18 protein-coding genes are annotated in these 21,737 nt (G+C 51.4%); 6 read left to right on the top strand and 12 right to left on the bottom strand.

The annotated features are described in order from the left end of the window. Window positions 1-115: 115 nt before the first annotated feature. Window positions 116-889, top strand: coding sequence for a DUF2971 domain-containing protein (locus K0H80_RS09655; RefSeq protein ID WP_258406221.1), 774 nt, complete (start codon window positions 116-118; stop codon window positions 887-889). 195 nt (window positions 890-1,084) lie between these two features. Here K0H80_RS09655 and asnS read toward each other — a convergent pair whose 3' ends face one another. After that, complete coding sequence (gene asnS / locus K0H80_RS09660) at window positions 1,085-2,485, bottom strand: asparagine--tRNA ligase (RefSeq protein ID WP_220073819.1); 1,401 nt, start codon at window positions 2,483-2,485, stop codon at window positions 1,085-1,087. 246 nt (window positions 2,486-2,731) lie between these two features. Between asnS and K0H80_RS09665 the strand changes: the two genes are divergently transcribed. Further along, window positions 2,732-3,067 carry a hypothetical protein gene (locus K0H80_RS09665; protein WP_011865699.1) on the top strand — a complete coding sequence of 112 codons (336 nt, stop codon included), beginning with the start codon at window positions 2,732-2,734 and terminating at the stop codon, window positions 3,065-3,067. Window positions 3,068-3,212: 145 nt separating this feature from the next. On the opposite strand, the gene K0H80_RS09670 is transcribed toward K0H80_RS09665, so the two are convergent. Beyond that, on the bottom strand, window positions 3,213-3,794 hold the full coding sequence (locus K0H80_RS09670) for a CoA pyrophosphatase (RefSeq protein WP_220073820.1): 582 nt from the start codon (window positions 3,792-3,794) through the stop codon (window positions 3,213-3,215). 17 nt (window positions 3,795-3,811) lie between these two features. Continuing rightward, entirely contained in the window at window positions 3,812-5,245 is a 1,434-nt protein-coding gene (pabB, locus tag K0H80_RS09675; RefSeq protein ID WP_220073821.1) for an aminodeoxychorismate synthase component I, read from the bottom strand. Between the two features lie 127 nt (window positions 5,246-5,372). Here pabB and K0H80_RS09680 point away from each other — a divergent pair, with 127 nt between their 5' ends. Together K0H80_RS09680 and K0H80_RS09685 are read left to right on the top strand one after the other, a co-directional pair. Next, on the top strand, window positions 5,373-6,896 hold the full coding sequence (locus K0H80_RS09680) for a fumarate hydratase (RefSeq protein ID WP_011865702.1): 1,524 nt from the start codon (window positions 5,373-5,375) through the stop codon (window positions 6,894-6,896). Window positions 6,897-7,072: 176 nt separating this feature from the next. After that, window positions 7,073-9,118, top strand: a complete 2,046-nt coding sequence (locus K0H80_RS09685; protein WP_220045121.1) for a dipeptidyl-peptidase 5 — start codon at window positions 7,073-7,075, stop codon at window positions 9,116-9,118. Window positions 9,119-9,307: 189 nt separating this feature from the next. Here K0H80_RS09685 and K0H80_RS09690 read toward each other — a convergent pair whose 3' ends face one another. Beyond that, window positions 9,308-9,721 (bottom strand): GNAT family N-acetyltransferase, encoded by a 414-nt coding sequence (locus K0H80_RS09690; RefSeq protein WP_220073822.1) that lies wholly within the window; start codon window positions 9,719-9,721, stop codon window positions 9,308-9,310. Between the two features lie 280 nt (window positions 9,722-10,001). Between K0H80_RS09690 and K0H80_RS09695 the strand changes: the two genes are divergently transcribed. Beyond that, the gene (locus tag K0H80_RS09695) at window positions 10,002-10,430 is read left to right on the top strand and encodes a GFA family protein (RefSeq protein WP_220073823.1); all 429 of its coding nucleotides are present in this window, start codon (window positions 10,002-10,004) and stop codon (window positions 10,428-10,430) included. A 92-nt stretch (window positions 10,431-10,522) separates the two neighbouring features. Here K0H80_RS09695 and K0H80_RS09700 read toward each other — a convergent pair whose 3' ends face one another. The 3 genes from K0H80_RS09700 to adhE form a co-directional block, all read right to left on the bottom strand. Then, the gene (locus tag K0H80_RS09700) at window positions 10,523-11,149 is read right to left on the bottom strand and encodes a hypothetical protein (RefSeq protein WP_220073824.1); all 627 of its coding nucleotides are present in this window, start codon (window positions 11,147-11,149) and stop codon (window positions 10,523-10,525) included. A gap of 515 nt (window positions 11,150-11,664) precedes the next feature. Continuing rightward, window positions 11,665-12,327, bottom strand: coding sequence for a 2OG-Fe(II) oxygenase (locus tag K0H80_RS09705; RefSeq protein WP_220073825.1), 663 nt, complete (start codon window positions 12,325-12,327; stop codon window positions 11,665-11,667). A gap of 254 nt (window positions 12,328-12,581) precedes the next feature. Then, window positions 12,582-15,200 (bottom strand): bifunctional acetaldehyde-CoA/alcohol dehydrogenase, encoded by a 2,619-nt coding sequence (adhE, locus tag K0H80_RS09710; RefSeq protein ID WP_220073826.1) that lies wholly within the window; start codon window positions 15,198-15,200, stop codon window positions 12,582-12,584. 320 nt (window positions 15,201-15,520) lie between these two features. Here adhE and K0H80_RS09715 point away from each other — a divergent pair, with 320 nt between their 5' ends. Continuing rightward, complete coding sequence (locus K0H80_RS09715; protein ID WP_041406624.1) at window positions 15,521-16,156, top strand: YchE family NAAT transporter; 636 nt, start codon at window positions 15,521-15,523, stop codon at window positions 16,154-16,156. Between the two features lie 88 nt (window positions 16,157-16,244). Here K0H80_RS09715 and K0H80_RS09720 read toward each other — a convergent pair whose 3' ends face one another. The 5 genes from K0H80_RS09720 to earP all read right to left on the bottom strand — a co-directional run bounded on the left by K0H80_RS09720 (window position 16,245) and on the right by earP (window position 21,582). Next, the gene (locus K0H80_RS09720) at window positions 16,245-17,570 is read right to left on the bottom strand and encodes an anti-phage deoxyguanosine triphosphatase (protein WP_220073827.1); all 1,326 of its coding nucleotides are present in this window, start codon (window positions 17,568-17,570) and stop codon (window positions 16,245-16,247) included. Between the two features lie 28 nt (window positions 17,571-17,598). Then, window positions 17,599-18,186, bottom strand: coding sequence for a 5'-deoxynucleotidase (gene yfbR, locus K0H80_RS09725; protein WP_220073828.1), 588 nt, complete (start codon window positions 18,184-18,186; stop codon window positions 17,599-17,601). A 125-nt stretch (window positions 18,187-18,311) separates the two neighbouring features. After that, entirely contained in the window at window positions 18,312-19,526 is a 1,215-nt protein-coding gene (locus K0H80_RS09730; RefSeq protein WP_220073829.1) for a pyridoxal phosphate-dependent aminotransferase, read from the bottom strand. A 278-nt stretch (window positions 19,527-19,804) separates the two neighbouring features. Continuing rightward, window positions 19,805-20,365, bottom strand: coding sequence for an elongation factor P (gene efp / locus K0H80_RS09735; RefSeq protein ID WP_011865713.1), 561 nt, complete (start codon window positions 20,363-20,365; stop codon window positions 19,805-19,807). 47 nt (window positions 20,366-20,412) lie between these two features. Beyond that, window positions 20,413-21,582 (bottom strand): elongation factor P maturation arginine rhamnosyltransferase EarP, encoded by a 1,170-nt coding sequence (gene earP / locus K0H80_RS09740; protein ID WP_220073830.1) that lies wholly within the window; start codon window positions 21,580-21,582, stop codon window positions 20,413-20,415. Window positions 21,583-21,737: the final 155 nt, after the last annotated feature.

Raw genomic sequence — 21,737 nt, forward strand, 5'->3', positions numbered from 1 at the left:
TCAATGACTTTAGTTTAGTAAGCCATCAACAATAGGTTTATCAGATGCGCATGCACGTTTTGCCAAATAGATGCGCAGGAGCACTAATAAAAAGTTATATTAATTTGGAGCTCTCGTGAAATCTTTATATAAGTATTGTCCAGTGTATGATTTCGATAATCTGGATAAAGAGTATGCAATAATCAACGCATTGAATAATCAAGTTACATTTTCAACTAGAGGTAACTTTAATGATCTTTTCGACTCTAAAATTGATTTTCGAGTGCCGGACAAGCTTGAGTTAAAGAAAACATACTCAATGCTTAAAGGAGCTCATAAACGTGAGTTCAAAGAAGTATTCCTTGGAGAAAATGGTAAACGTAATTTTGCTGATTTCAAAAGGAGAGTAAATGAAAGGTTTGATAGTTATTTATTCTTTTGTTTAGCAGATAAGCCTGATAACAACCTTATGTGGTCTCATTATGCGAACTCGCATAAAGGCTTTTGCTTAGAGTGGGATGCAACAAAAATCAACGCAGAGCGAGTAACTTACCAAAGTGAGATAGCAACATTCGAACTATTGGATGTTATCAAGATGCAGTTTGGATTACTGAATAACGACGAAGTTGGACGGAATATTTGGAAAGCGCTTAAAGTAAAACTCGATGCATGGGAATATGAAGGAGAACATAGAGTTCAGTTCGGGAATGGAATGAACCACCTAGTACAAAAAAAGACCGATAAGTTCTCAATTGTGTCCTATGAGCCGGAATGGATTAAATCTATCATTTTTGGCTGTAGGATGGATAAAAGGGCAATTGAATACTTAGATTGTAATCTACCGAGTCATATCGAGAGAAAATACTCTAAGGAAAGAAGTAGTACCATCGAAATTGTGTCAACTAATTAATATAACAAACATTTAAGAGTGATTCAGCACGCTTGGCATTTTTTGTTTGGGTTAAATTAAGTGTTTACGGTGGTTTGATTAAATGTAGTGGTTGCGTGCTTCACACCTTAATTGGGCATTAGCCCAAAGAAATTGCTATCTGAAACCTGCGTCAATAAAAAACGCCCCGTAGGGCGTTTTTTTGCAGAACTGGCTTTAGAAGTTCGCTGACTTAGGCGCACGTGGGAATGGGATCACGTCGCGGATGTTCGATACACCGGTCACGTAAGAGACCAGACGCTCGAAGCCCAGACCGAAGCCTGAGTGTGGCACAGTGCCGTAGCGGCGCAGGTCACGATACCACCAGTAATCTTCCTTGCTCAGACCCATCTCGTCCAGACGGGTATCTAGCACGTCCAGACGCTCTTCACGCTGGGCACCACCGATGATCTCACCGATGCCAGGAGCCAGTACGTCCATGGCCGCAACTGTCTTGCCATCTTCGTTGAGGCGCATGTAGAAGGCTTTGATATCTTTTGGATAGTTCTTCACGACCACAGGTGCCTTGAAGTGCTCTTCCGCCAGGTAGCGCTCATGCTCAGACTGCAGATCGATACCCCATTCGACGTCAAATTCGAACTTCTTGCCACAGGCCTTGAGGATCTCGATGGCGTCGGTGTAATCCACCTGAGCGAAATCGCTGTTGACGAAGTTTTCTAGACGCTCGATAACCGTCTTGTCGACGCGCTGGGCGAAGAACTCGAGATCGTCACGGCGCTCGTTAAGCACGGCGCGGAAACAGTACTTCAGCATACGCTCGGCCAGACCGGCAACATCGTTCAGATCGGCGAAGGCCACTTCCGGCTCAACCATCCAGAACTCAGCCAGATGGCGGCTGGTGTTTGAGTTTTCGGCGCGGAAGGTCGGGCCGAAGGTATAGATCTTAGATAGTGCACAGGCGTAGGTTTCGCCGTTGAGCTGACCCGATACCGTCAGGAAAGATTCCTTACCGAAGAAGTCTTCGCTGAAATCGACCTTGCCATCGTCGGTGCGTGGCAGGTTTTCCAGATCCAATGTCGAGACGCGGAACATCTCACCGGCACCTTCACAGTCAGAAGCGGTGATCAGCGGGGTAGATACCCAGATGAAGCCTTCTTCGTTATAGAAGTTGTGGATGGCGTGAGACAGACAGTTACGCACACGGGCCACGGCGCCAATGATGTTGGTGCGTGGACGCAGGTGAGCCAGTTCGCGCAGATGCTCGATTGAGTGACGCTTGGCCGCCATAGGGTAGGTATCAGGATCTTCAACCCAACCCGTAACCTCAACCTTAGTCACTTGCATCTCAAATGCTTGACCCTTACCAGGGCTCTCTACCAGTTCACCCGTCATCACGACTGAGCAACCGGCCGTGAGGCGTAAGATTTCGTCGTTATAATTGTCTAAGCTATTTGGCACAACGCCCTGAATGGGATCAAAACAGGAACCATCATATACGGCAAGAAAAGAGATGCCGGCCTTGGAATCTCGGCGAGTTCTTACCCAACCGCGAACGGTAACTTGCGAACCAACCGCAAAATCACCCTTAAATACAGAAGCGACAGATGCAATGCTCATTGTTGCTTAGTTCTCCAACGAAACGTTTTATTAAAAATTTTGGAGGTTTATATTACCTTGCTGGTGGCTTTTCTCAAGGGAAAAACAGCAGATAGATTGGCCTAAAGGCAAATAAAATGGGCATTTCAGCTAAGGCAGGCGTAAGCGCCGTGAAAAAGCGGCCTTAATCTGCTGTTTATCCGTGAATGGTGTTAGGCTGGAAAGCTTGTTATGCTTAAAATATGGCCAGTTAATTCAGTGGGCTAAATGAAAAAAGTCAAAATTTTCCAGATTTTTTTAGGCACCTTGTCGATCTTAGGTTGGTCCTTGGCCGTGTACGCATTACTGCTCTTTGGTGAGGCCAGACCGGATCGCGCCGTGGGCTACTTTCTCAGTAAAGGGGCGAGCGTGCGTCTTACCTGGGATCCCACCATCACCCTGAGGCTGGAGTATGTGATCTGGAGCTGCGCCGCCATCAGTTTGATCAACCTGGCCTTTAATTTCTATGTGGCCCACCACAGCCGCATGGGCTACTGGTTTAATATCCCGCTGCTCTTGTTAACCTCTACCGCGGCAGGTCTCTATCTTAAGTTTTTTGTCTAGTTCTTCGTCTAGGGCTTCAGCACATTTATTTTCGCTGTATTCACTATTTGCTGGCACATGTACGCCAAGAGGTTTTCGTAGTGTGGGCTAGCTGGGGCTTAGCTCTTATTTGGAGTGGGCTTAGCCATTTTTGTAACGACAGGGTTTAGAGCGGTTGTTCATTGCCTATCTGGCGACAGAGCCTGTCTATCATGGCGGCGGTGGCGCCCCAGATAAAATAATCGCCATAGGGGATGAAGTAGACGGGGTAATTCACGCCGCGGCGGGAAAACTGCTTCTGAATGCGATTGGTAGGATTTAACAGGAAACTCAGGGGCACGCTGAACAGCTCATCCACCTCGCCGGGATCGAGCACAGGCTCAAAAGCTTCTCTTATCACACCTATGATAGGGGTGATGGCAAAGCCGGTGAAGGTGTTAAACATGGGGTATTGGCCCAGCACCTCGACATTGTCTCGCGGTAGGGCTATCTCCTCAAACGCCTCACGCAGGGCGGTGTCGGCGTAACTGGCGTCACTCTCTTCAACCTTGCCGCCGGGGAAGCTTATCTGCCCCGGATGGGCCCTGAGGTGGGTGGGCCGGCGAGTGAGCAGCAGTTCAAGCTGACCACTGGCTTCCATCAGAGGAACGAGCACGGCGGCCTGTCGCAATGTGCGATGGATCTGCGGCCCTGTGTCAGTGGGCAATTGGTGCAGAGCGTAGCGCCGTTTAAACTCGTCCAGTGTCATATTTGCCTAATTACTTGTCAGTGACTCAGCACGGGGAGGATCTTACTCACCTTATCATAACTCTCCTGATATTCGGCATCGACCTGCGAGTCGGCTACTATGCCGCCACCCGCCCAGCAGTAGAGACGTGGTGGCTCGGCCACCAGGGTGCGTATGGTGATGCTGGTATCCATCTGCCTGTCCTGGCTGATGTAGCCGATGGAGCCACAGTAGAGGCTACGGCGCGATGGCTCCAACTCTTCGATGATCTCCATGGCGCGGATTTTAGGTGCGCCCGTGATTGAGCCACCGGGAAATGCTGCCCTTAATAGATCGCAGGGACTGTTGGGGGCAGCCAGATTGGCGGTGACAGTGCTTACCAGATGATGCACCGCCGGGAAGCTCTCGATGGCAAACAGATGGGGCACCCGCACGCTGCCAGGGCTTGCCACCTTGCCGATATCGTTACGCAGCAGATCCACGATCATCAGGTTTTCGGCGCGATCCTTCTCCGATGCCGCCAGGGCTTCGGCGGCGGCCTTATCGGCCTGGGCGTCGCTAGATCGCGCCATGGTGCCCTTGATGGGTTTGGTTTCTATGGCATCGGCCTTAAGCTTGATGAAGCGCTCCGGCGAAATGGAGAGGATGGCGTGCTTATCCAGGCGGATAAAGGCAGAGAAGGGCGCCTTGTTGCTGGCCCTGAGTTTCAGGTAGGCCTGCCACTCATCACCGCGATATTCTGCCTCGAAGCGTTGAGTCAGGTTGATCTGATAGCAATCGCCGCTGTGCAGATAGTCCTGCACCCGATCAAACTTGTCTCTGTATTCGTCTTTCGTGATCTGTGGCTGCCAGTCACGGCTCAGGGCAAACTTCTCACCATTGGCTTGTTCGCTTGACCGCGAACTTAACCTAGCCTCAATGTCTGCTAGGCGTTCTTTAAGCGCCGTTTCACCTCGATAGTGCACCAGAGACCATGTCTGACTCTGGTAGCAAAACAGCAGCGCCCAGTCATAGAGGCCGACATTCATCTCGGGAAGTTCGATATCTTGGGCTGCAGTGGCTGGGAGCTTCTCTATGCGTCTGCCCAGATCATAATTAAAGGTGCCCAGGGCGCCGCCGCTGAAGGGCAGCTCACAGGCATGCTGAATTGGGAAATAGTCGGCTATCGCCGCTTGCAATATCGAGAAGGGATCGTCCTGGCTAGTTTCATCATTGTTTTTATAACGGTTTTCTTCTGTAGCACTAGCCGCAGTGGGACGCAGATGCCTGGTTTGGGTGACACCATCCTGGCTGGTGATGGTGGCCAGGGGATCGAAGCTGATGATGTCGTACCGGGCGTCTATATGATCTGCGCCGGCGGAGTCCAGCAGTATGGCCCAAGGCAGGTGAGCGAAGCAGTCAAATACCTCAATGGTGGAGAGTTGCCAGTCTAACTTTTGCAGTGCAACGCCTTGAGTCGACGAAATATCCATCGATAACCCTTATCTAAAATGTGATGTTCCCCTAAAAGTCGCGAAAGAGTATCATATTGTGAACGGATTCAAAAAAAATACGCGACCCTGCAAAAGGGCGGTGAATAACCAAAACGTGAGTAAGGAAATGTCTGTGACTATAGAACAGCCCATCATCAAGCAAGCGGACCTCATCGAGAGTGTCGCCGACGCACTACAATATATCTCCTATTACCACCCTAAAGATTTCGTTGATGCCATGGCCGAGGCTTATGAGCGTGAAGAGAGTGCGGCGGCAAAAGATGCTATCGCGCAGATCTTGATCAACTCTCGTATGTCCGCCGAAGGCAAGCGCCCGCTGTGTCAAGATACAGGTATCGTGACCTGTTTCGTTAAGATCGGCATGGGCGTCAAGTGGGACAAGACAGACATGACAGTGCAGCAGATGGTGGATGAAGGGGTAAGACGCGCCTACACCAACCCAGATAACCCGCTGCGCGCCTCTATCGTTGCCGATCCAGCCGGTGGCCGCAAGAACACCAAAGACAACACGCCATCTGTGGTACACGTTGAGATGGTGCCGGGTAACCATGTCGAAGTCGCCATCGCCGCTAAGGGCGGTGGATCGGAAAACAAGTCTAAGATGGTGATGCTTAACCCATCTGACGATATCGCCGAGTGGGTCGAGAAGACACTACCGACTATGGGCGCCGGCTGGTGTCCTCCAGGCATGCTGGGCATAGGCATCGGCGGCACAGCCGAGAAGGCGGCCGTGATGGCCAAAGAGGCCCTGATGGATCCTGTCGACATTCACGAACTGCAAGCCAAGGGCGCCGAAACCGCCGAAGAGAAGCTGCGTCTGGATATCTTCGAGCGTGCCAACAAGCTAGGCATAGGTGCCCAGGGCCTTGGCGGTCTGACTACTGTGCTGGATATCAAGATCAAATCGGCGCCAACCCACGCGGCCTCAAAGCCTGTGGTGATGATCCCTAACTGCGCGGCGACTCGCCACGTACACTTCCACCTAGATGGTTCAGGCCCAGCAGAGCTGGAGACGCCTAAGCTGGAAGATTGGCCAGAGATCACCCGCGAAGCGGGCGAGGGCGTACGCCGCGTGGATCTTAATACTGTTACCCAAGCTGACATCGAGCAGTGGAAGAGCGGTGATGTGCTGCTGCTAAACGGTAAGATGTTGACCGGTCGTGACGCGGCGCACAAGCGCATTCAAACCCTTATCGAGAGCGGTGAAGGCCTGCCAGAAGGCGTCGATTTCACCGGTAAGTTTATCTACTACGTTGGTCCGGTCGATCCTGTGGGTGACGAAGTGGTTGGCCCAGCCGGTCCAACGACGGCGACCCGCATGGATAAGTTCACTGACCTGATGCTGGATAAGACAGGTCTGATGGGCATGATTGGCAAGGCTGAGCGTGGCCCGGCCACCGTCGAGTCTATCAAGAAGCACAAGGCGGTTTACCTGATGGCCGTCGGCGGCGCCGCTTACCTGGTGTCTAAGGCGATCAAGAAGTCACGCGTTGTTGCTTTCGAAGACTTAGGTATGGAAGCCATCTACGAGTTCGACGTGACCGATATGCCGGTGACCGTTGCCGTAGACAGCGAAGGGGTCAATGCCCACGAAACCGGCCCTGCGACCTGGCGCGTCAAACTTGCCTAACCCAGAGTAAAGCATGAAGAAGTGGGTGGGTTTTAGGTGAGTCAGACGACTTGCTTAACCCCCCATTTTTGTTTAGTGTCTGTTGCGTATTTTGGCGACACTTTTTGGCTTTAGGCGCCATTTCTTAGCATTAAGCATTGTCGCCTTGCCGTTCAACCATAAAGATGACTATAACAATGAAAAAAACTGCAATCATACTTGCCTTGGCGACAGCCGGCCTGGTGTCTGGCGCTCACGCCGCAGCACCAGAGCCTTTCAAGGTACAACATCTCGTTAAAATGAATAAGCTGCATTCCAGTGCACTGTCTAATGACGGCACTAAAATCGTGTATGCAGTTAAAAAATTTGATGATAAGGGTGATGCGCAATCTGACCTTTATCTTCAGTCGCTGACCGATGGCAAGGTAAAACGCCTGACCTCGGCCAAAGGCACTGAGCATAGCGTTGCCTTTAGCGCAGACGATAAGAAGATCTACTTCCTGGCGGCGCGCGATGGCAGCTCACAACTGTATGAGCTGGCACTCGATGGCGGCGAAGCGGTTAAGATCTCTAATCTGCCGCTGGACGTTGAAGGCTTTAAGCTGTCTCAAGATGGCGCTCAGGTCGTGATGAACATGCGTGTCTACCCTGAGTGTGACACCTTGAAGTGCACCGCCGACAAGCGAGAGCAAGAAGCCGAGCGCAAATCTACCGGCCGCGAATACAAGCAGCTGATGGTGCGCCACTGGGATACCTGGGGCGATCATAGCCGCAGCCACCTGTTTGTGGCAAAACTAGACGGCAAGATGATCGACACTGCCGTGGATGTGACTAAAGGCCTGGATACCGAAACCCCACCACTGCCATTTTCTGGCATGGAAGAGGTGACCTTTACCCCAGACGGTAAGTATGTGGTCTACAGCGCCAAGGCGCCGAGCAAGTCACAGGCTTGGGAAACCAACTACGACCTGTGGCAGGTTTCCGTGCTGGGTGGTGAGGCGAAAAACCTGACCGAGAGCAACAAGGCGTGGGACGCACAGCCAACCTTCTCGGCCGACGGCCGTTACCTGGCTTATCTGGCCATGAGCAAGCCTGGCTTCGAGGCGGACCGTTACCGCGTCATGCTGCGTGACACTGTGACCGGCCAAGAGAAAGAAGTGGCGCCGCTGTGGGATCGCAGCCCAAGCTCGCTGACTTTCGGCGCAGATAACCGCACACTTTACGTGACTGCGCAGGATCTGGGTCAGGTAAGCATCTTCGAGGTCAACACTCAATTTGGTGACGTGAAGACGCTACACAACGACGGCAGCAACAGCATCCTGGGTGTGACAGGCGACAAGATCGTCTTCAACCACAAGAGTCTGGTTGAGCCGGGCGATCTCTATACGATGTCTTTGGACGGTCAGAATGTAAATCGCCTGACCGAGGTGAACAAAGACAACCTGGCTAAGATCAAGTTTGGCGAGTTTGAACAGTTCAGCTTCAAGGGCTGGAACAACGAAGAGGTCTATGGTTACTGGATCAAGCCTGCTAACTACAAGCAAGGTAAGAAGTATCCCGTTGCCTTCCTGGTACACGGTGGCCCACAAGGCTCATTCGGCAACTCATTCAGCAGCCGCTGGAATGCGCAGCTATGGGCGGGTGCCGGTTACGGTGTGGTGATGATCGATTTCCACGGTTCTACCGGTTATGGTCAGGCCTTTACCGACTCTATCTCTAAGGATTGGGGCGGCAAGCCGCTGGAAGATCTACAGAAAGGTCTAGCTGCGGTTACCGCTCAGCAGAAGTGGCTAGATGGCGATCGCGCCTGCGCCCTGGGTGGTTCATACGGCGGCTACATGATGAACTGGATCCAAGGTAACTGGAACGACGGCTTCAAGTGTCTGGTTAACCACGCGGGTCTGTTCGACATGCGCTCTATGTACTATGTGACAGAAGAGCTGTGGTTCCCTGAGTATGAGTTCGGTGGCACCTACCAGGACAACAAGGAACTGTTCGAGAAGTTTAACCCGGTTAACTATGTCGACAACTGGCAGACACCTATGCTGGTGATCCATGGTGAGAAAGACTTCCGTGTGCCTTACGGACAGGGCCTGGCGGCGTTTAGCTTCATGCAGCGCAAAGGGATCCCATCTGAATTGCTTATCTACCCAGATGAGAACCACTGGATCCTTAACCCAGACAACCTGGAGCAATGGTACGCCAACGTACTGGGCTGGATGGATCGCTGGACCAAGAAGTAAGCCGAGATAGACGATCGCAAGATGTGGGTGATAATTTAGTCACCCGATCATAAAAATTAAAAAGCCAGAACTCAGTTCTGGCTTTTTTGTGGGCGTTTTTTGTATGCGATTAGCTTGCCCTAGTCTAGTTCACATGGGCTTTCAGAGAAAAGCGGGTAGGGTGAGCAATCGTTTGGCTATATGGCGCCCTCATTCGACAAATTTGCACATGCCTAGTCCGAGAGGTTCCCCGGTTCTGGGGCTGTAGCCAAATCGAGCGTAAAACGCTTCCTTACCGCAGGCGGCCAACAGCCCAATGGTGGCGCCGGGCAGGGCGTTGTCTGCAAGAAAACTCTCTATCTCTTGCATAATAGATCTGCCTACACCTTGGTTTTGATACTCGGGTGAGATCACTATGTCTTGCAGATAAAAATACATAGCGCCGTCGCCCACAATACGGCCGTAACCCACAAGCTTTGAATCGATATTGGCGCAAACGTGAAAAAGCGAGTTATTCAGGCTTTGTTGAACCAGTCCAGGCTCGGGGTTTGTCCAGCCAACTGCAGTTCGCAAAGTCATGAACTCTTCGAGATCAGGTGCCCGGTTGCTTATTCTCACTTCCATCTTTCTCCTTGTGGTGTTTCCTCATCTTGCTAAAGATTTATCTCGTTGATTCATTTTATGATATTTTGTCAAACGCATTTGTAATGGGTATTTAATAGACTTAGCCCCACGACAACTAATAGCCAGTGAACATCCAATTTTCAAAGACAGTCGCGTACGATGCAGATATATGCATCCTTTGGGAGGCGAATCGCTTTTGCGCGTTCCATTCGAACAATCAATACAGTGGGCCTGCAGATTTCTTTTAATAGTACACCTAGTGTCAGGAGAGTTAGTCAAGATGAAAGGTAAATGTCTGTGTGGAGATGTGGAGTTTTACATAAGCGGACCTCTTCCTCACTTTTATCAGTGTCATTGTTCTTTATGTCGAAAGTTGTCTGCTTCCTCGTCAGATACCGCCACATTTCTTAATAAAGCGCAATTTACATGGATTAAAGGTGAGTCCCTTGTTAATTCGTACGTCAGTGAAACCGGTTATCGTTCTGATTTCTGTAGCAAGTGTGGCAGTACAGTCCCTCACCTGATGAGTAATAAAAAGCAGTATTGGATCCCAGCCGGATTACTCGATGATGCGAAAGATAGTCGTGTCGTCGCGCATCTGTTTGTTGAGTCTAAAGCCCATTGGGACATTATCGGTGACAGCGGAGCACAATTTGAAGAGATGCCCGATATGGAAACCCTTAATAACGCATTGCAAAGATCAAATTGACGATCACTATCGGCTCGTCATTTCTCAGGAAGACCCTATCAAATTAAGCGTGTTATCTCCGTCAGCGGAACCTGTGATGAGGCCTGAAAAATCTATGTCGCTTTCCAAAGTGGTCGGTCGAGATATGCGGCCAACTGTTTAGCGCTGGCTTCGATTTCTAACTCGCTGCCGTGATCCATCACATTGGCTCGCTCACCATTGCGAAAGACCAGATTAAGCTCATAGCTGCGATAGGAGCGATTGTTAGAGCGTATAGACTCACTGATGATCTGCAATGCGTAGATGTCGCTGAGTCGTCCCTGGCGACTGGCATCACCTCTTTGAGAGCCATCGTAATTTTTGCCGCAAAAATAGGTGCCTAAGGTTTTATCGAAGGTCATGTGCTTCTTGCTGGAGAGCATCAAGAGACTAACCCCGATGAATAGGGCGCCGAGTATCGCCATGGCGATGCCGCCACCAGATTCACCTTCGAGAAACAGGGTGGGACTGACGATGAAAAATATCCCTAAACCAGGTAGCAAAAACATCGAATATAAAATAATAGCCGTGACAGAGTGCTTAATAACAATCCGGCCTTGGGTCTCGACCATATCTTGTGTTTTAAAGTTTGAGCCGCCAGATTTCAGCGGATCCCAGCTGGTCTTTTCGGCAACGGGGTCATCCGTGTCAGCTAATTTTAGTTCGAACTTGTTGATTCGTATGTCCTTAATGGCTCTCATGGGCGTTTCCTTCTATGGCATTACTCCTTAAGGGACAGAGTGTAATACTATGGGTGTATTGAATCTTAGTGTCGGCGTCAGTTATGACTTGTCATCTTCTATGCGGTTAGCGGCGTCTCAAGCGACAATCATTTCAAGCGAGAGTCATCTCAAGCAACAGGCACTTCAAGCGACAGGCTTTACGCTCAGAATGAGTAAACAAAGAATCTTTTTCATGTGGCATCCCTATCATCTCTCATCTCTCATCTCTTAAGAACGCGCACCTTGCTCGGCGCACCTGGCCAGCTTTGCTAGCAAATTCTAAAGGGGATAATTTATTTTACAATAACTTAGCACCGTATTTGGCAGGTTGCCAATAGGTTTAATTGGGGGAGCGAGGGAGATTTACTAAGCAAGAGCGCTGGTCGGTAGCTTGCTGTGTGATTCACCGCGAGCTCAGATATTGATGAGCTCGCAAATGCATCTGGATTACACCTTAGGGGAATTCTGGGGACTTGCTTTCGATGCTGCGACGCTTAGTGTCCTGGCATGCCGTCGTTGATGCGATACCAAGAGGTGAGGCTGTATCTGTCGTGGTGGGACAGGGAGACCTCGTGGGGAAAGAGTTCGCTTAAGAAGATCACCATGGTACCGAACCTTGGCTCGACAACTTGGAATGGGGTTGTTTCGTCGCCTTCGTACATAAGTAGCTCACCGCCGTGGCTGGGTTGCCAGTCGGGGTTGAGATAGAGGATGCTGGTGAGCTTGCGGTTAGTCTGGCCTCTGAAGGCGTCGAGATGACGTTTATAGAAGGCACCTGGGGCGTAGTAGGCCAGCATGGCTTCTTGATCGAACAGGCCCAGATAGAGATAGCGGTTGACGGCGAGGCGCAGCTCTTCAGACCAATCGAAATAGGCTTTGGCGAACTCTACCGACTCGTTTAACCAGCAGATCTTGTCCCGGCGAATCGACTCGACGACCTGTTGGTCTTGCTGACGACCTATGGCGGCGGCCTTAAAGTCTTCCTCGGCAATCCCTGTGATGCCATCCAGCAGTTGTTGCAACATAGGCTGTGGCAAAACGTTGTGCAGCACAACATAGCCATGGGTCGCAAGCCGATCGCAGATGTCGGCAAACAGGATATCTTTGAGTTCTGAATCTGATGTTGAATCTGACGTTAAGTCTAAATGTGCTGTCAATGGCTTAGGATCCTAGCATGGGGTGAAGCCTTATAGCCCTAAGCTGACAGTCTTGCTAACTAATAATTTTTGTGGTCAAGGTAAAAAGCTTTTTCTTTATTTATTGATGTGTAAAAACAACTGGATATCGCTATTCAGGAGTAGGGCTTGGGGCTGTAATAGAGACATAAAAAAGGTGCTCTGTGAGCACCTTTTTTATTATGAAGGAGAGATGTAATTCGCGATGCTAGCGCTCGCGTGAGTCCCTCAAGCGATTAGATGACGTCTTGATACTTCTTACCGTAGAAGCTGGCGGTGAGGATCGCCTTGAGCTCGGCAATCAATGGGTATCTTGGGTTTGCCCCGGTACATTGATCGTCGAAGGCATCTTCGGCAAGCTCGTCGAGTTTAGCGAAGAAGTCGGCTTCGTTGACGCCTGCTTCTTGGATCGAAGCCGGAATGCCAATCGTCTTCTTGAGTTCATCGATTTTTTCGAGCAACGCTTCCACTTTTTCTTCATCGCTAATGCCTTCGCCTGTCGCGCCTTTTAATTTTAGATGTTCGGCTATCTTTGCGTAACGACAAAGGGCCTTGGGTCGGTCGTACTGGCTGAAAGCGGCCTGCTTGGTCGGTAGATCGGTCGCGTTAAAGCGGATCACGTTGCTGATCAGCAGGGCGTTTGCCAAACCGTGTGCCAGGTGGAACTCGGCGCCCAGCTTGTGAGCCATAGAGTGACAGATCCCCAGGAAGGCGTTGGCGAAGGCGATGCCGGCGATGGTGGCGCCGTTATGTACCTTCTCACGGGCAACTGGAGCCTGAGCGCCCAGTGCGTATGAGTCTGGTAGGTACTTAACTAACAGATCCAGCGCCTGCAGTGCCTGACCGTCGCTGTACTCGTTAGCCATCACGCTGACATAGGCTTCCAGCGCATGGGTAATGGCGTCGATACCCCCGAAGGCGGTAAGCGACTTTGGCATGTCCATCACCAGGTTAGGGTCGACGATCGCCATGTTAGGTGTGAGCTCATAGTCGGCAATTGGGTATTTCATGCCGGTTTGTTCGTCGGTGACTACGGCAAATGGCGTGACCTCTGAACCTGTGCCTGAGGTGGTAGGGATCGCTACCATCTTGGCCTTCTTGCCCAGTTTAGGGAACTTGTAGATACGCTTACGAATGTCCATGAAGCGTAGCGCCAGATCGGCAAAGTCGACTTCTGGATGTTCATACATCACCCAGATGATCTTGGCCGCATCCATAGGTGAGCCACCGCCGAGGGCGATGATCACATCGGGTTGGAAGCTCTTAGCCACGCTGGCACCTTGGTTAACGATTGCCAGGGTTGGGTCGGCCTCTACTTCGTAGAAGACTTCGGTTTCCAGGCCCTGAGACTTCAAGATCTTGATGGTCTCATCGCAGTAGCCGTTATTAAACAGATACTTGTCGGTAACGATCAGCGCGCGTCTCTTATCGCTTAACTCTTCGAGGGCGATAGGCAAGCTGCCGCGGCGGAAATAGATAGAGGAGGGGAGTTTATGCCACAACATATTTTCGGCTCGCTTGGCGACAGTTTTCTTGTTGATCAGGTGGCTAGGACCTACGTTTTCTGAGATGGAATTACCGCCCCATGAGCCACAGCCCAGGGTGAGTGATGGCGCCAACTTGAAGTTGTAAAGATCGCCGATGCCGCCTTGTGAGGCCGGGGTGTTGATCAGAATACGTGCGGTTTTCATTCTAAAACCGAAAGTTCTTACCCGCTCTGTCTGAGTATCCTGGTCGGTATAGAGGCCTGAGGTGTGGCCTATGCCGCCCAGTGTCACTAAGGCTTCGGCCTTGTTGAGCGCGTCGTCGAAGTCGCTGGCGCGGTACATGGCCAGTAGCGGAGAGAGCTTCTCATGAGCGAAGGCCTCGCTTTCGCTGATCTCGGTTGCCTGACCTATCAGCACCTTAGTGCTGGCGGGCACCTTGATGTTGGCCATTGCCGCTATGGTCGCCGCGCTCTGGCCTACGATGTCGGCGTTGAGCGCACCATTTTTAAGGATCACCTTCTGCATCGCCTTGGCTTCTTTACTTGAAAGCATGTAGCCGCCATGGCTGGTGAAACGCTCTTTGACTGCGTCATATACGGCATCGACCACCACCACGGCCTGTTCTGACGCACACACCACGCCGTTATCGAAGGTCTTGGACATTAAGATAGAGCTGACCGCGCGCTTGATGTCGGCAGTCTCGTCGATAACGATAGGGGTGTTACCTGCGCCGACACCGATTGCTGGCTTGCCTGAAGAGTAGGCGGCCTTCACCATCCCTGGGCCTCCTGTGGCCAGGATCAGGTTGATCTTGTCATGGGTCATCAGTTGGTTAGACAGGGCCACGCTGGGCTCATCGATCCAGCCGATGATATCTTTCGGCGCGCCGGCTTCGACTGCGGCCTCAAGCACCAGTCGAGCGGCGGTAGTGGTTGAAACCTTGGCTCTTGGGTGCGGCGAGAAGATGATGCCGTTACGGGTCTTGAGGCTGATCAGCGCCTTGAAGATGGCGGTAGACGTTGGGTTGGTTGTTGGCACTATGCCGCAGATGAGGCCAACGGGCTCGGCGATGGTGATGGTGCCGAAGGTTGGGTCTTCCTCGAGGATGCCACAGGTCTTGTCATCCTTATACTTGTTGTAGATGTATTCGGAGGCGAAGTGGTTCTTGATCACCTTATCTTCCAGTACACCCATACCGGTTTCGTTGGCCGCCATCTTGGCCAGGGAGATACGGGCATCGGCCGCGGCCAGGGCGGCGGCGCGGAAGATTTTATCGACCTGCTCCTGACTAAAGTTGGCAAATTGTGCCTGGGCCTTGGCGACCCGTTCGACCAGTTGGTCGAGTTCCTGTTGGTTGCTAACAGTCATAATAAGATCCTTGGAAAAAAATTTAGCGAAAATCGGTTTTGGCTAAATTCTCTTTATGAAGGAAAATTACACCTTGAGTGGGGTAATAACCGTGATCAGCGCCGCAAAACCGCCTGTTAATGTAATAAAATGACATTGTGAGCACAATGTGACGGCTTTCACTGGGTTAATTTTAGTCGGGTAAAAATAGAATATTTAAGTCAAAGTTGTGAATTGTGATAGAAAATCTCGTTTTTCCACGGGAGAGCAATACTGTACAGTAAGCGTTTTTCAACCATACTGCTTTTTAACCGACTATAACGTCACTTGAGGAGATGACATTGGATTTAACACTTTATGTTAAATTTTTTCTTGGCTTGGTAGCGATAATCAACCCCATAGGTTTGCTGCCCGTGTTTGTGAGTCTGACCAGTCACCAGACGGAAGCGGAGCGCAACCATACTGGCAAGGTCGCCAACTTTGCCGTGGTGGTGATCTTGCTTGTGACCATCATCGCCGGCCAGCATATCCTCAACATGTTTAGTATCTCGCTGTCGGCGTTTAGAATTGCCGGCGGTACCCTGATCGCCATCATCGCCATGTCCATGCTGCAAGGTAAGCTGGGCGAGGTGAAGCGTAACCAGGAAGAAGACAGGGAGGCGTCGGGCATGGAGTCGGTTGCCGTAGTGCCTCTAGCCTTGCCACTGATGGCCGGGCCTGGCGCAATCAGCTCGGTGATCGTCTCGGCGGCGCAGCACAACACCTTTAGCGACCTTATTGGCATGTCGATCACAGTGGTGATCTTCGGCCTCACCAGCTTCACCCTGTTTCGTATGGCGCCGGTGATCTTCAAGTTGCTGGGTAAGACGGGCATTAACGTGATCACCCGTCTCATGGGTCTGCTGATGCTCTCTATCGGTATCGAGGTGATGGCGGCCGGTTTCAAGGGCTTGTTCCCCAGCCTGATAGGCAGCTGACCAGCTTTGGAAAAAACCTCTGAATAAGAAAAACGCGCCTGGTGCGCGTTTTTTTATGCCTATTTTTTATGGGGCGATTGCGTTGGGCTTACTGCAGATCAATCAGCGATCCCGCCTTGGCACTAAACAGATGTTGGTGCAGGCGGGCGGCAAACTCATCTGTCATTCCCGAGATATAGTCGGCGATCACCCGGTTGCAGTTGCCTTCTTGCTGGGCCATCTGTTGCCAGCGCTCCTGGGTGTTGAGCGGTAACAGACGCTCGGGATCCGAGGCGAAGGCCTCGAACAGCTCCATCACTATCTGCTGGCCCTTGTATTCCAACATCTGGATCTCGGGTTTGCGGATCACCCGCTTATAGACAAACTGCTTAAGCACATGGAGCGCCTCGGCGAAGGGAGGCTCCAGGCGGGCGTTATATCTGAGTAGCGGCTCGCAAAAATTGGGGTTTTCATCGATCAATATGGCGGTGACGAAACCGTTAACCAGGGTACCGATGGCGTCTTTGCGCAGGTGATTTTCCAGCGCAAACAGCTTATCGCCTATGGTGGCGAACTCCTTGGCAATCCATTCATCGTCGCTGCCCGCTAGCAGGCTGGCCACATCTTGCTGCCACATGGCCTGGGTGACGATTCCCATGACGATGGCATCTTCGAGATCGTGAATGGCATAGGCGGTATCGTCCGCCAGCTCCATGATGGAGCAGTCGAGCGACTTATATCGGGTGCGTCTGTGTTGATCTCTTGCTCCGGGCTCTGCCGAGACGAACCGCTCTCTGTCTTGGGTCGATAGCGGCTCGAGTACCCAGTCGAGCACTGGCTTGTCCTCAAAGAAGATCCCTTTAACCGGACGCCACTGGCTTGGCTTAAGCTGACGATAGCTGTCGACCTCTGGCCTTGGCTGGGACTGATACAGTTCATTGTGGCTGGCGGGATATTTGAGGATCCCCAGCAAGGTGCGCCGGGTGAGGTTCATGCCGAAGTGCTGGGTATAGGGCTCAAGTGCGGTGAGGATCCTGAAGGTTTGTCCGTTGCCCTCGAAGCCGCCGTCGCTACGCATCATATAGTTGAGCGCGACCTCACCGCCGTGACCAAAGGGGGGATGGCCTATGTCGTGGGCCAGACAGAGGGATTCTATCAGGCTCATGGAGTCGAGCAGATGATGCAAGTCCGGGTATTTCTGTTTGAGTTGGGCGCAGATCCCTGTGCCTATCTGCGACACCTCGAGCGAGTGGGTGAGGCGGGTGCGATAGAAGTCGTTCATGCCGACACCCAGTACCTGTGTCTTGGCCTGTAAACGTCTGAAGGCGGCCGAGTGCAGAATGCGGGCGCGATCGCGCTGATAGGGGCTGCGATGGTCGTTGCGCCTGAGTTTATCTTCGCCCAAGCGTCTTTCATGCCAGATGGCCGATGTCATATGCTCTCCTCTTTGCCAGCCTTTAGTGCTATAGCAGGCGATTGATCTCGTCGAGATTTAGCTCGAAGCTGGGAATAAAGGTATCGATAAAATATTTTACCGCCGGATCCGGATTTTTGCCGAGGGATTCGGTGAGGCGGCGCTTGGCGGTATTGAACTCATGGTTGCCGGCCGTCTGCTCCTCCAGGCATTTGAGGTAGGCGCACAGGGTATCGGCGGATTTCACCAGCTGCTTGTACTCCTCGTCGGCCTGGTCGCTCAGTAAAAGGTCCCGGTAATCTTCTTGAAACTCTTCGGGCACCATCTCCAGCAGCCTGCGCTCGGCAATCGCCTCTATCTTCTTGTACTCGGCCTCGATCTCCTTATTGAAATATTTGACGGGAGTGGGCAGATCGCCGGTGAGGATCTCGCTGGCATCGTGAAAAATCGCCAGGGTGGCGGCGCGCTCCGGGCTAAGCTGCTTGTTGAATTTTTTATTGGCAATGATGGCTAAGGCGTGGGCCACCATGGCGACCTGTAGCGAATGTTCCTGCACGTTTTCCGGGCGGACGTTGTACATGAGCGGCCAGCGTTGGATCAACTTCATCCTGGCCAGGTGGGCGAACAAATGACTCATACTGCTATCCCTGTTGCTAAGTTGCTTTAACAGTAACACAGGGCAAGTAAATAGAAACAGGGCCTTAAAGATAAAAAAAGCGATCCTGAGATCGCCTTTTCTTTGCTTAGTTACCGCTAGAAAGCTTATTGGCTGTAGCTGGTGAGGAATTCACCGAACTCCACCAGTGCCTTGTGCAGATCTTCCTTGTGGGGCAGGAAGACCACCCTGAGATGATCCGGCTCTGGCCAGTTAAAGGCGGTGCCTTGTACCAGTAAGATCTTCTTCTCTTTGAGTAGATCCAGCACCAATCGCTCGTCATCCCTCAGGTTAAACTTCTTGGCATCCAGCTTAGGGAAGGCGTACAGCGCGCCCTTAGGTTTCTTACAGCTTACGCCTGGGATCTGGTTGAGTAGTTCATAGCAAGTGTTGCGCTGCAGCGTGAGTCTTCCCTCGGGGGCCACAAGCTCGTTGATGCTCTGATAGCCGCCCAGCGCGGTCTGAATCGCATGCTGATTGGGGACGTTGGAGCACAGACGCATGGAGGCCAGCATGTCCAAGCCTTCGATATAGCTCTTAGCGGCCTTGAGGTTACCCGAGAGCATCATCCAGCCGACGCGAAAGCCCGCGGCGCGGTATGACTTGGAGAGACCATTGAAGGTCACGGTCAGAATATCATCCGACAGCGTCGCTGCTGGAATGTGCACCGCACCATCGTAGAGGATCTTGTCGTAGATCTCGTCTGCAAACAAGATGATGTCGTGCTGACGGCATAGCTCGATGATCTCCAGCAGTAGCTCGCGGGAGTAGACGGCGCCGGTTGGGTTGTTGGGATTGATCAGCACTATGCCGCGGGTGCGGCTGCTAATCTTAGATTTAATATCGTCGAGATCGGGAAACCAGTCTGATTCTTCATCGCAGCGATAGTGCTGCGCCTTGCCTCCGGAGAGATGTACCGCCGCCGTCCACAGGGGATAGTCGGGAGAGGGCACCAGCACCTCATCGTCACTGTTGAGCAGGCCCTGCATCGCCATCACGATGAGTTCCGACACGCCGTTGCCTATGTAGATATCCTCGATATCGACGCCAAATAGCCCCAGGCTCTGGTAGTGCTGCACGATCGCCTTGCGCGCGGAGAACAGCCCCTTGGATTCGCTGTAGCCCTGGGCGCTGGGTAGGTTGAGGATAACGTCGCGCACTATCTCTTCCGGGGCCTCGAAACCGAAGGGGGCCGGGTTACCTATGTTGAGCTTAAGGATGCGATGGCCTTCATCTTCCAGGCGCCTGGCTTCCTTATGGACAGGCCCGCGGATGTCGTAACAGACGGTGTCGAGTTTATTGGATTTAATGATAGGGCGCATCGAAACCTCGTGATAGCCGGTAAAGAAAAAAGCTGATTGTGTCTAAGCTCGTAAGTTATCGAACAATAACGAAAAAAAGTATTGTTTAAAAGGGGCTTTGCTGCAATTTAGGAAATATTTTTAGAGGAAAATGCTGAATAGGTTATTTGTTAAAAATAAAATCGGAGTTTTATTCTGACGTGTTTGCTGTTGGTAGTTGTTATCACTGCTTTTGTCAGCTTAAGGCACAAAAAAGCCAGCGAATTACGCTGGCTTTTATTATCGAGTTAACGGCTTGTTTAAGCGCGCTTCTTGAACTCGTGTGTACGAGTGTCGATCTCGATCAGGTCACCAGTCTTAACGAAGTCTGCAACGCTCAGGGTTGCACCACCAGCGATAGTGGCAGGCTTCATAACTTTACCTGAGGTGTCGCCACGAGCTGAAGGCTCAGTGTAGGTCACTTCACGTACTACTGTGGTTGGTAGTTCAACAGAGATAGCCTTACCTTCGTAGAAAGTTACCTGGCACTGTTCTTCCATACCGTCAACGATGTAAGCAGCTGCATCGCCTAGGTTGTCGGCTTCAACGTCGTACTGGTTGTATTCGGCATCCATGAAGACATACATAGGATCGGCGAAGTAAGAATAAGTACAATCAAGACGGTCTAGAATGATATCTTCCATCTTGTCTTCACCCTTAAAGGTGGTTTCGGTAGATGATTCTTGAAGTAGGTTCTTCAGCTTCATCTTAACGATAGCCGCGTTACGGCCTGAACGAGTTGTTTCAGTCTTTTGAACAACCCATGGGCTGCCATCTAACATGATCACGTTACCTGGACGGATTTCATGAGCAGTTTTCATTTCTCTATTTCCTATATTTTAGGGTGTTTCTATTTCAACGCAGTATCTTAGCTATTTTTAACGAATTGAACTAGTCGTGTTGCAAGATCTGCATCATTTAATGCTTCATTCGGCCAATCTTGTGCATGTTGCGTGAGGACCAAATGCGCGTGATCTACTTGTTGCCACAGGGAAAGCAGGCTTTCCTGCTTGCCTTGGTTAAAGCCGATATTGAGCTTTTTCCAGGCGCTGGCGATTTCTGGGGCCAGATTATGACAATAAAGTGCCATAAAGGCTTCTAATTTTATCAGGTGATAGTCTTCTTCCTGGGGATAGATATGCCAGATAAAGGGTTTCGCCGCCCATTGGGCGCGCAGGAAGGAGTCTTCACCGCGCACTATGTTGAAGTCACAGCTCCATAGCAGGCGATCGTAACCCTGCTGATCTGTCATCGGTAGCAGATGTATGGTCAGCTTGCCATGGTGAAAACGGCTTCCAGGTGTCAAAGCCTGCTGCTGGTCGATGAAGGCTCCCAAGCTATTGAGGCTGCGGCCGATAGGCACTAACAAATGCACTTGCCTTTCACCATCTTGCCAAAGGCGGCATAGGGCATTGAGACTTTCGGTTTCATAGCTAAACAGACTGATGACGGTATCATCGGCCTCTATGCCGCTTAAGCCCAGAGCCTCAAAATAGCCTTGTCGCTCCTTGTTTTCCTGCCACATTTGACGGCGCTCCAGCAGATCCGCTTCGCAGATGAGGCCGCCAGTCTTTTCTGTGAAACCTGGAAAATAAAACTGCTTCTTCAGGCCACTGCGCTGCAATGAGGGGAGGCCGTGGCAGCCCTCGACCCAATCTTCGGCGCTCAGATACTCAAGGTTTAGCCAGACGGGCACCTTGTAACCGCCTTGATGTAGCGCAGCTATCTTGCCGAGCACCTCGGGGGGCAGTTCACAGGCAAAGGCCTCGATAAGCACCTCGCCCGGCAGATACTCCTGGCTTAGCGGCGCGTCCCATTGTTTGATGCAGACGCCCTCGAAGTTTTGGTTAGTACATAAAGGGTCCAGCTTTGGCAAGATATGGGCAAAACTGGCTAAGTCATCCACCCATAGGGTGATGGCCAATCCATATTCTTTTGCTAACTGTTTGGCCAGACGCCAGGTGACGCCAATATCGCCATAGTTATCGACGACGGCGCAGAAGATATCCCAGTGGGTGGCGTGTGTTTGACTCTGCATGGGGTTAGCTAATTTGGGTTCTCTATTACTCGGGGAGTGTTTAACGCGACTTATTTCTTCGCCACTATCCCTTTGCCATTGTGCCTTCGCCATTCTTGCTTCGCAAAGGCGAGGGTTAAGTCTTGCAAACGGGCTAATATATTAGGGCTCATATA

Source organism: Shewanella aegiceratis (genome assembly GCF_019457495.1).
In the GTDB taxonomy this organism is placed as follows: domain Bacteria; phylum Pseudomonadota; class Gammaproteobacteria; order Enterobacterales; family Shewanellaceae; genus Shewanella; species Shewanella loihica.

Excerpts from the sequence above, each read along its gene's own strand:
- asnS (WP_220073819.1), bottom strand. The coding sequence starts at position 2,485 with ATGAGCATTGCATCTGTCGCTTCTGTATTTAAGGGTGATTTTGCGGTT.
- K0H80_RS09665 (WP_011865699.1), top strand. The coding sequence starts at position 2,732 with ATGAAAAAAGTCAAAATTTTCCAGATTTTTTTAGGCACCTTGTCGATC.
- K0H80_RS09670 (WP_220073820.1), bottom strand. The coding sequence starts at position 3,794 with ATGACACTGGACGAGTTTAAACGGCGCTACGCTCTGCACCAATTGCCC.
- pabB (WP_220073821.1), bottom strand. The coding sequence starts at position 5,245 with ATGGATATTTCGTCGACTCAAGGCGTTGCACTGCAAAAGTTAGACTGG.
- K0H80_RS09680 (WP_011865702.1), top strand. The coding sequence starts at position 5,373 with ATGTCTGTGACTATAGAACAGCCCATCATCAAGCAAGCGGACCTCATC.
- K0H80_RS09685 (WP_220045121.1), top strand. The coding sequence starts at position 7,073 with ATGAAAAAAACTGCAATCATACTTGCCTTGGCGACAGCCGGCCTGGTG.
- K0H80_RS09690 (WP_220073822.1), bottom strand. The coding sequence starts at position 9,721 with ATGGAAGTGAGAATAAGCAACCGGGCACCTGATCTCGAAGAGTTCATG.
- K0H80_RS09695 (WP_220073823.1), top strand. The coding sequence starts at position 10,002 with ATGAAAGGTAAATGTCTGTGTGGAGATGTGGAGTTTTACATAAGCGGA.
- K0H80_RS09700 (WP_220073824.1), bottom strand. The coding sequence starts at position 11,149 with ATGAGAGCCATTAAGGACATACGAATCAACAAGTTCGAACTAAAATTA.
- adhE (WP_220073826.1), bottom strand. The coding sequence starts at position 15,200 with ATGACTGTTAGCAACCAACAGGAACTCGACCAACTGGTCGAACGGGTC.
- K0H80_RS09720 (WP_220073827.1), bottom strand. The coding sequence starts at position 17,570 with ATGACATCGGCCATCTGGCATGAAAGACGCTTGGGCGAAGATAAACTC.
- yfbR (WP_220073828.1), bottom strand. The coding sequence starts at position 18,186 with ATGAGTCATTTGTTCGCCCACCTGGCCAGGATGAAGTTGATCCAACGC.
- K0H80_RS09730 (WP_220073829.1), bottom strand. The coding sequence starts at position 19,526 with ATGCGCCCTATCATTAAATCCAATAAACTCGACACCGTCTGTTACGAC.
- efp (WP_011865713.1), bottom strand. The coding sequence starts at position 20,365 with ATGAAAACTGCTCATGAAATCCGTCCAGGTAACGTGATCATGTTAGAT.
- earP (WP_220073830.1), bottom strand. The coding sequence starts at position 21,582 with ATGCAGAGTCAAACACACGCCACCCACTGGGATATCTTCTGCGCCGTC.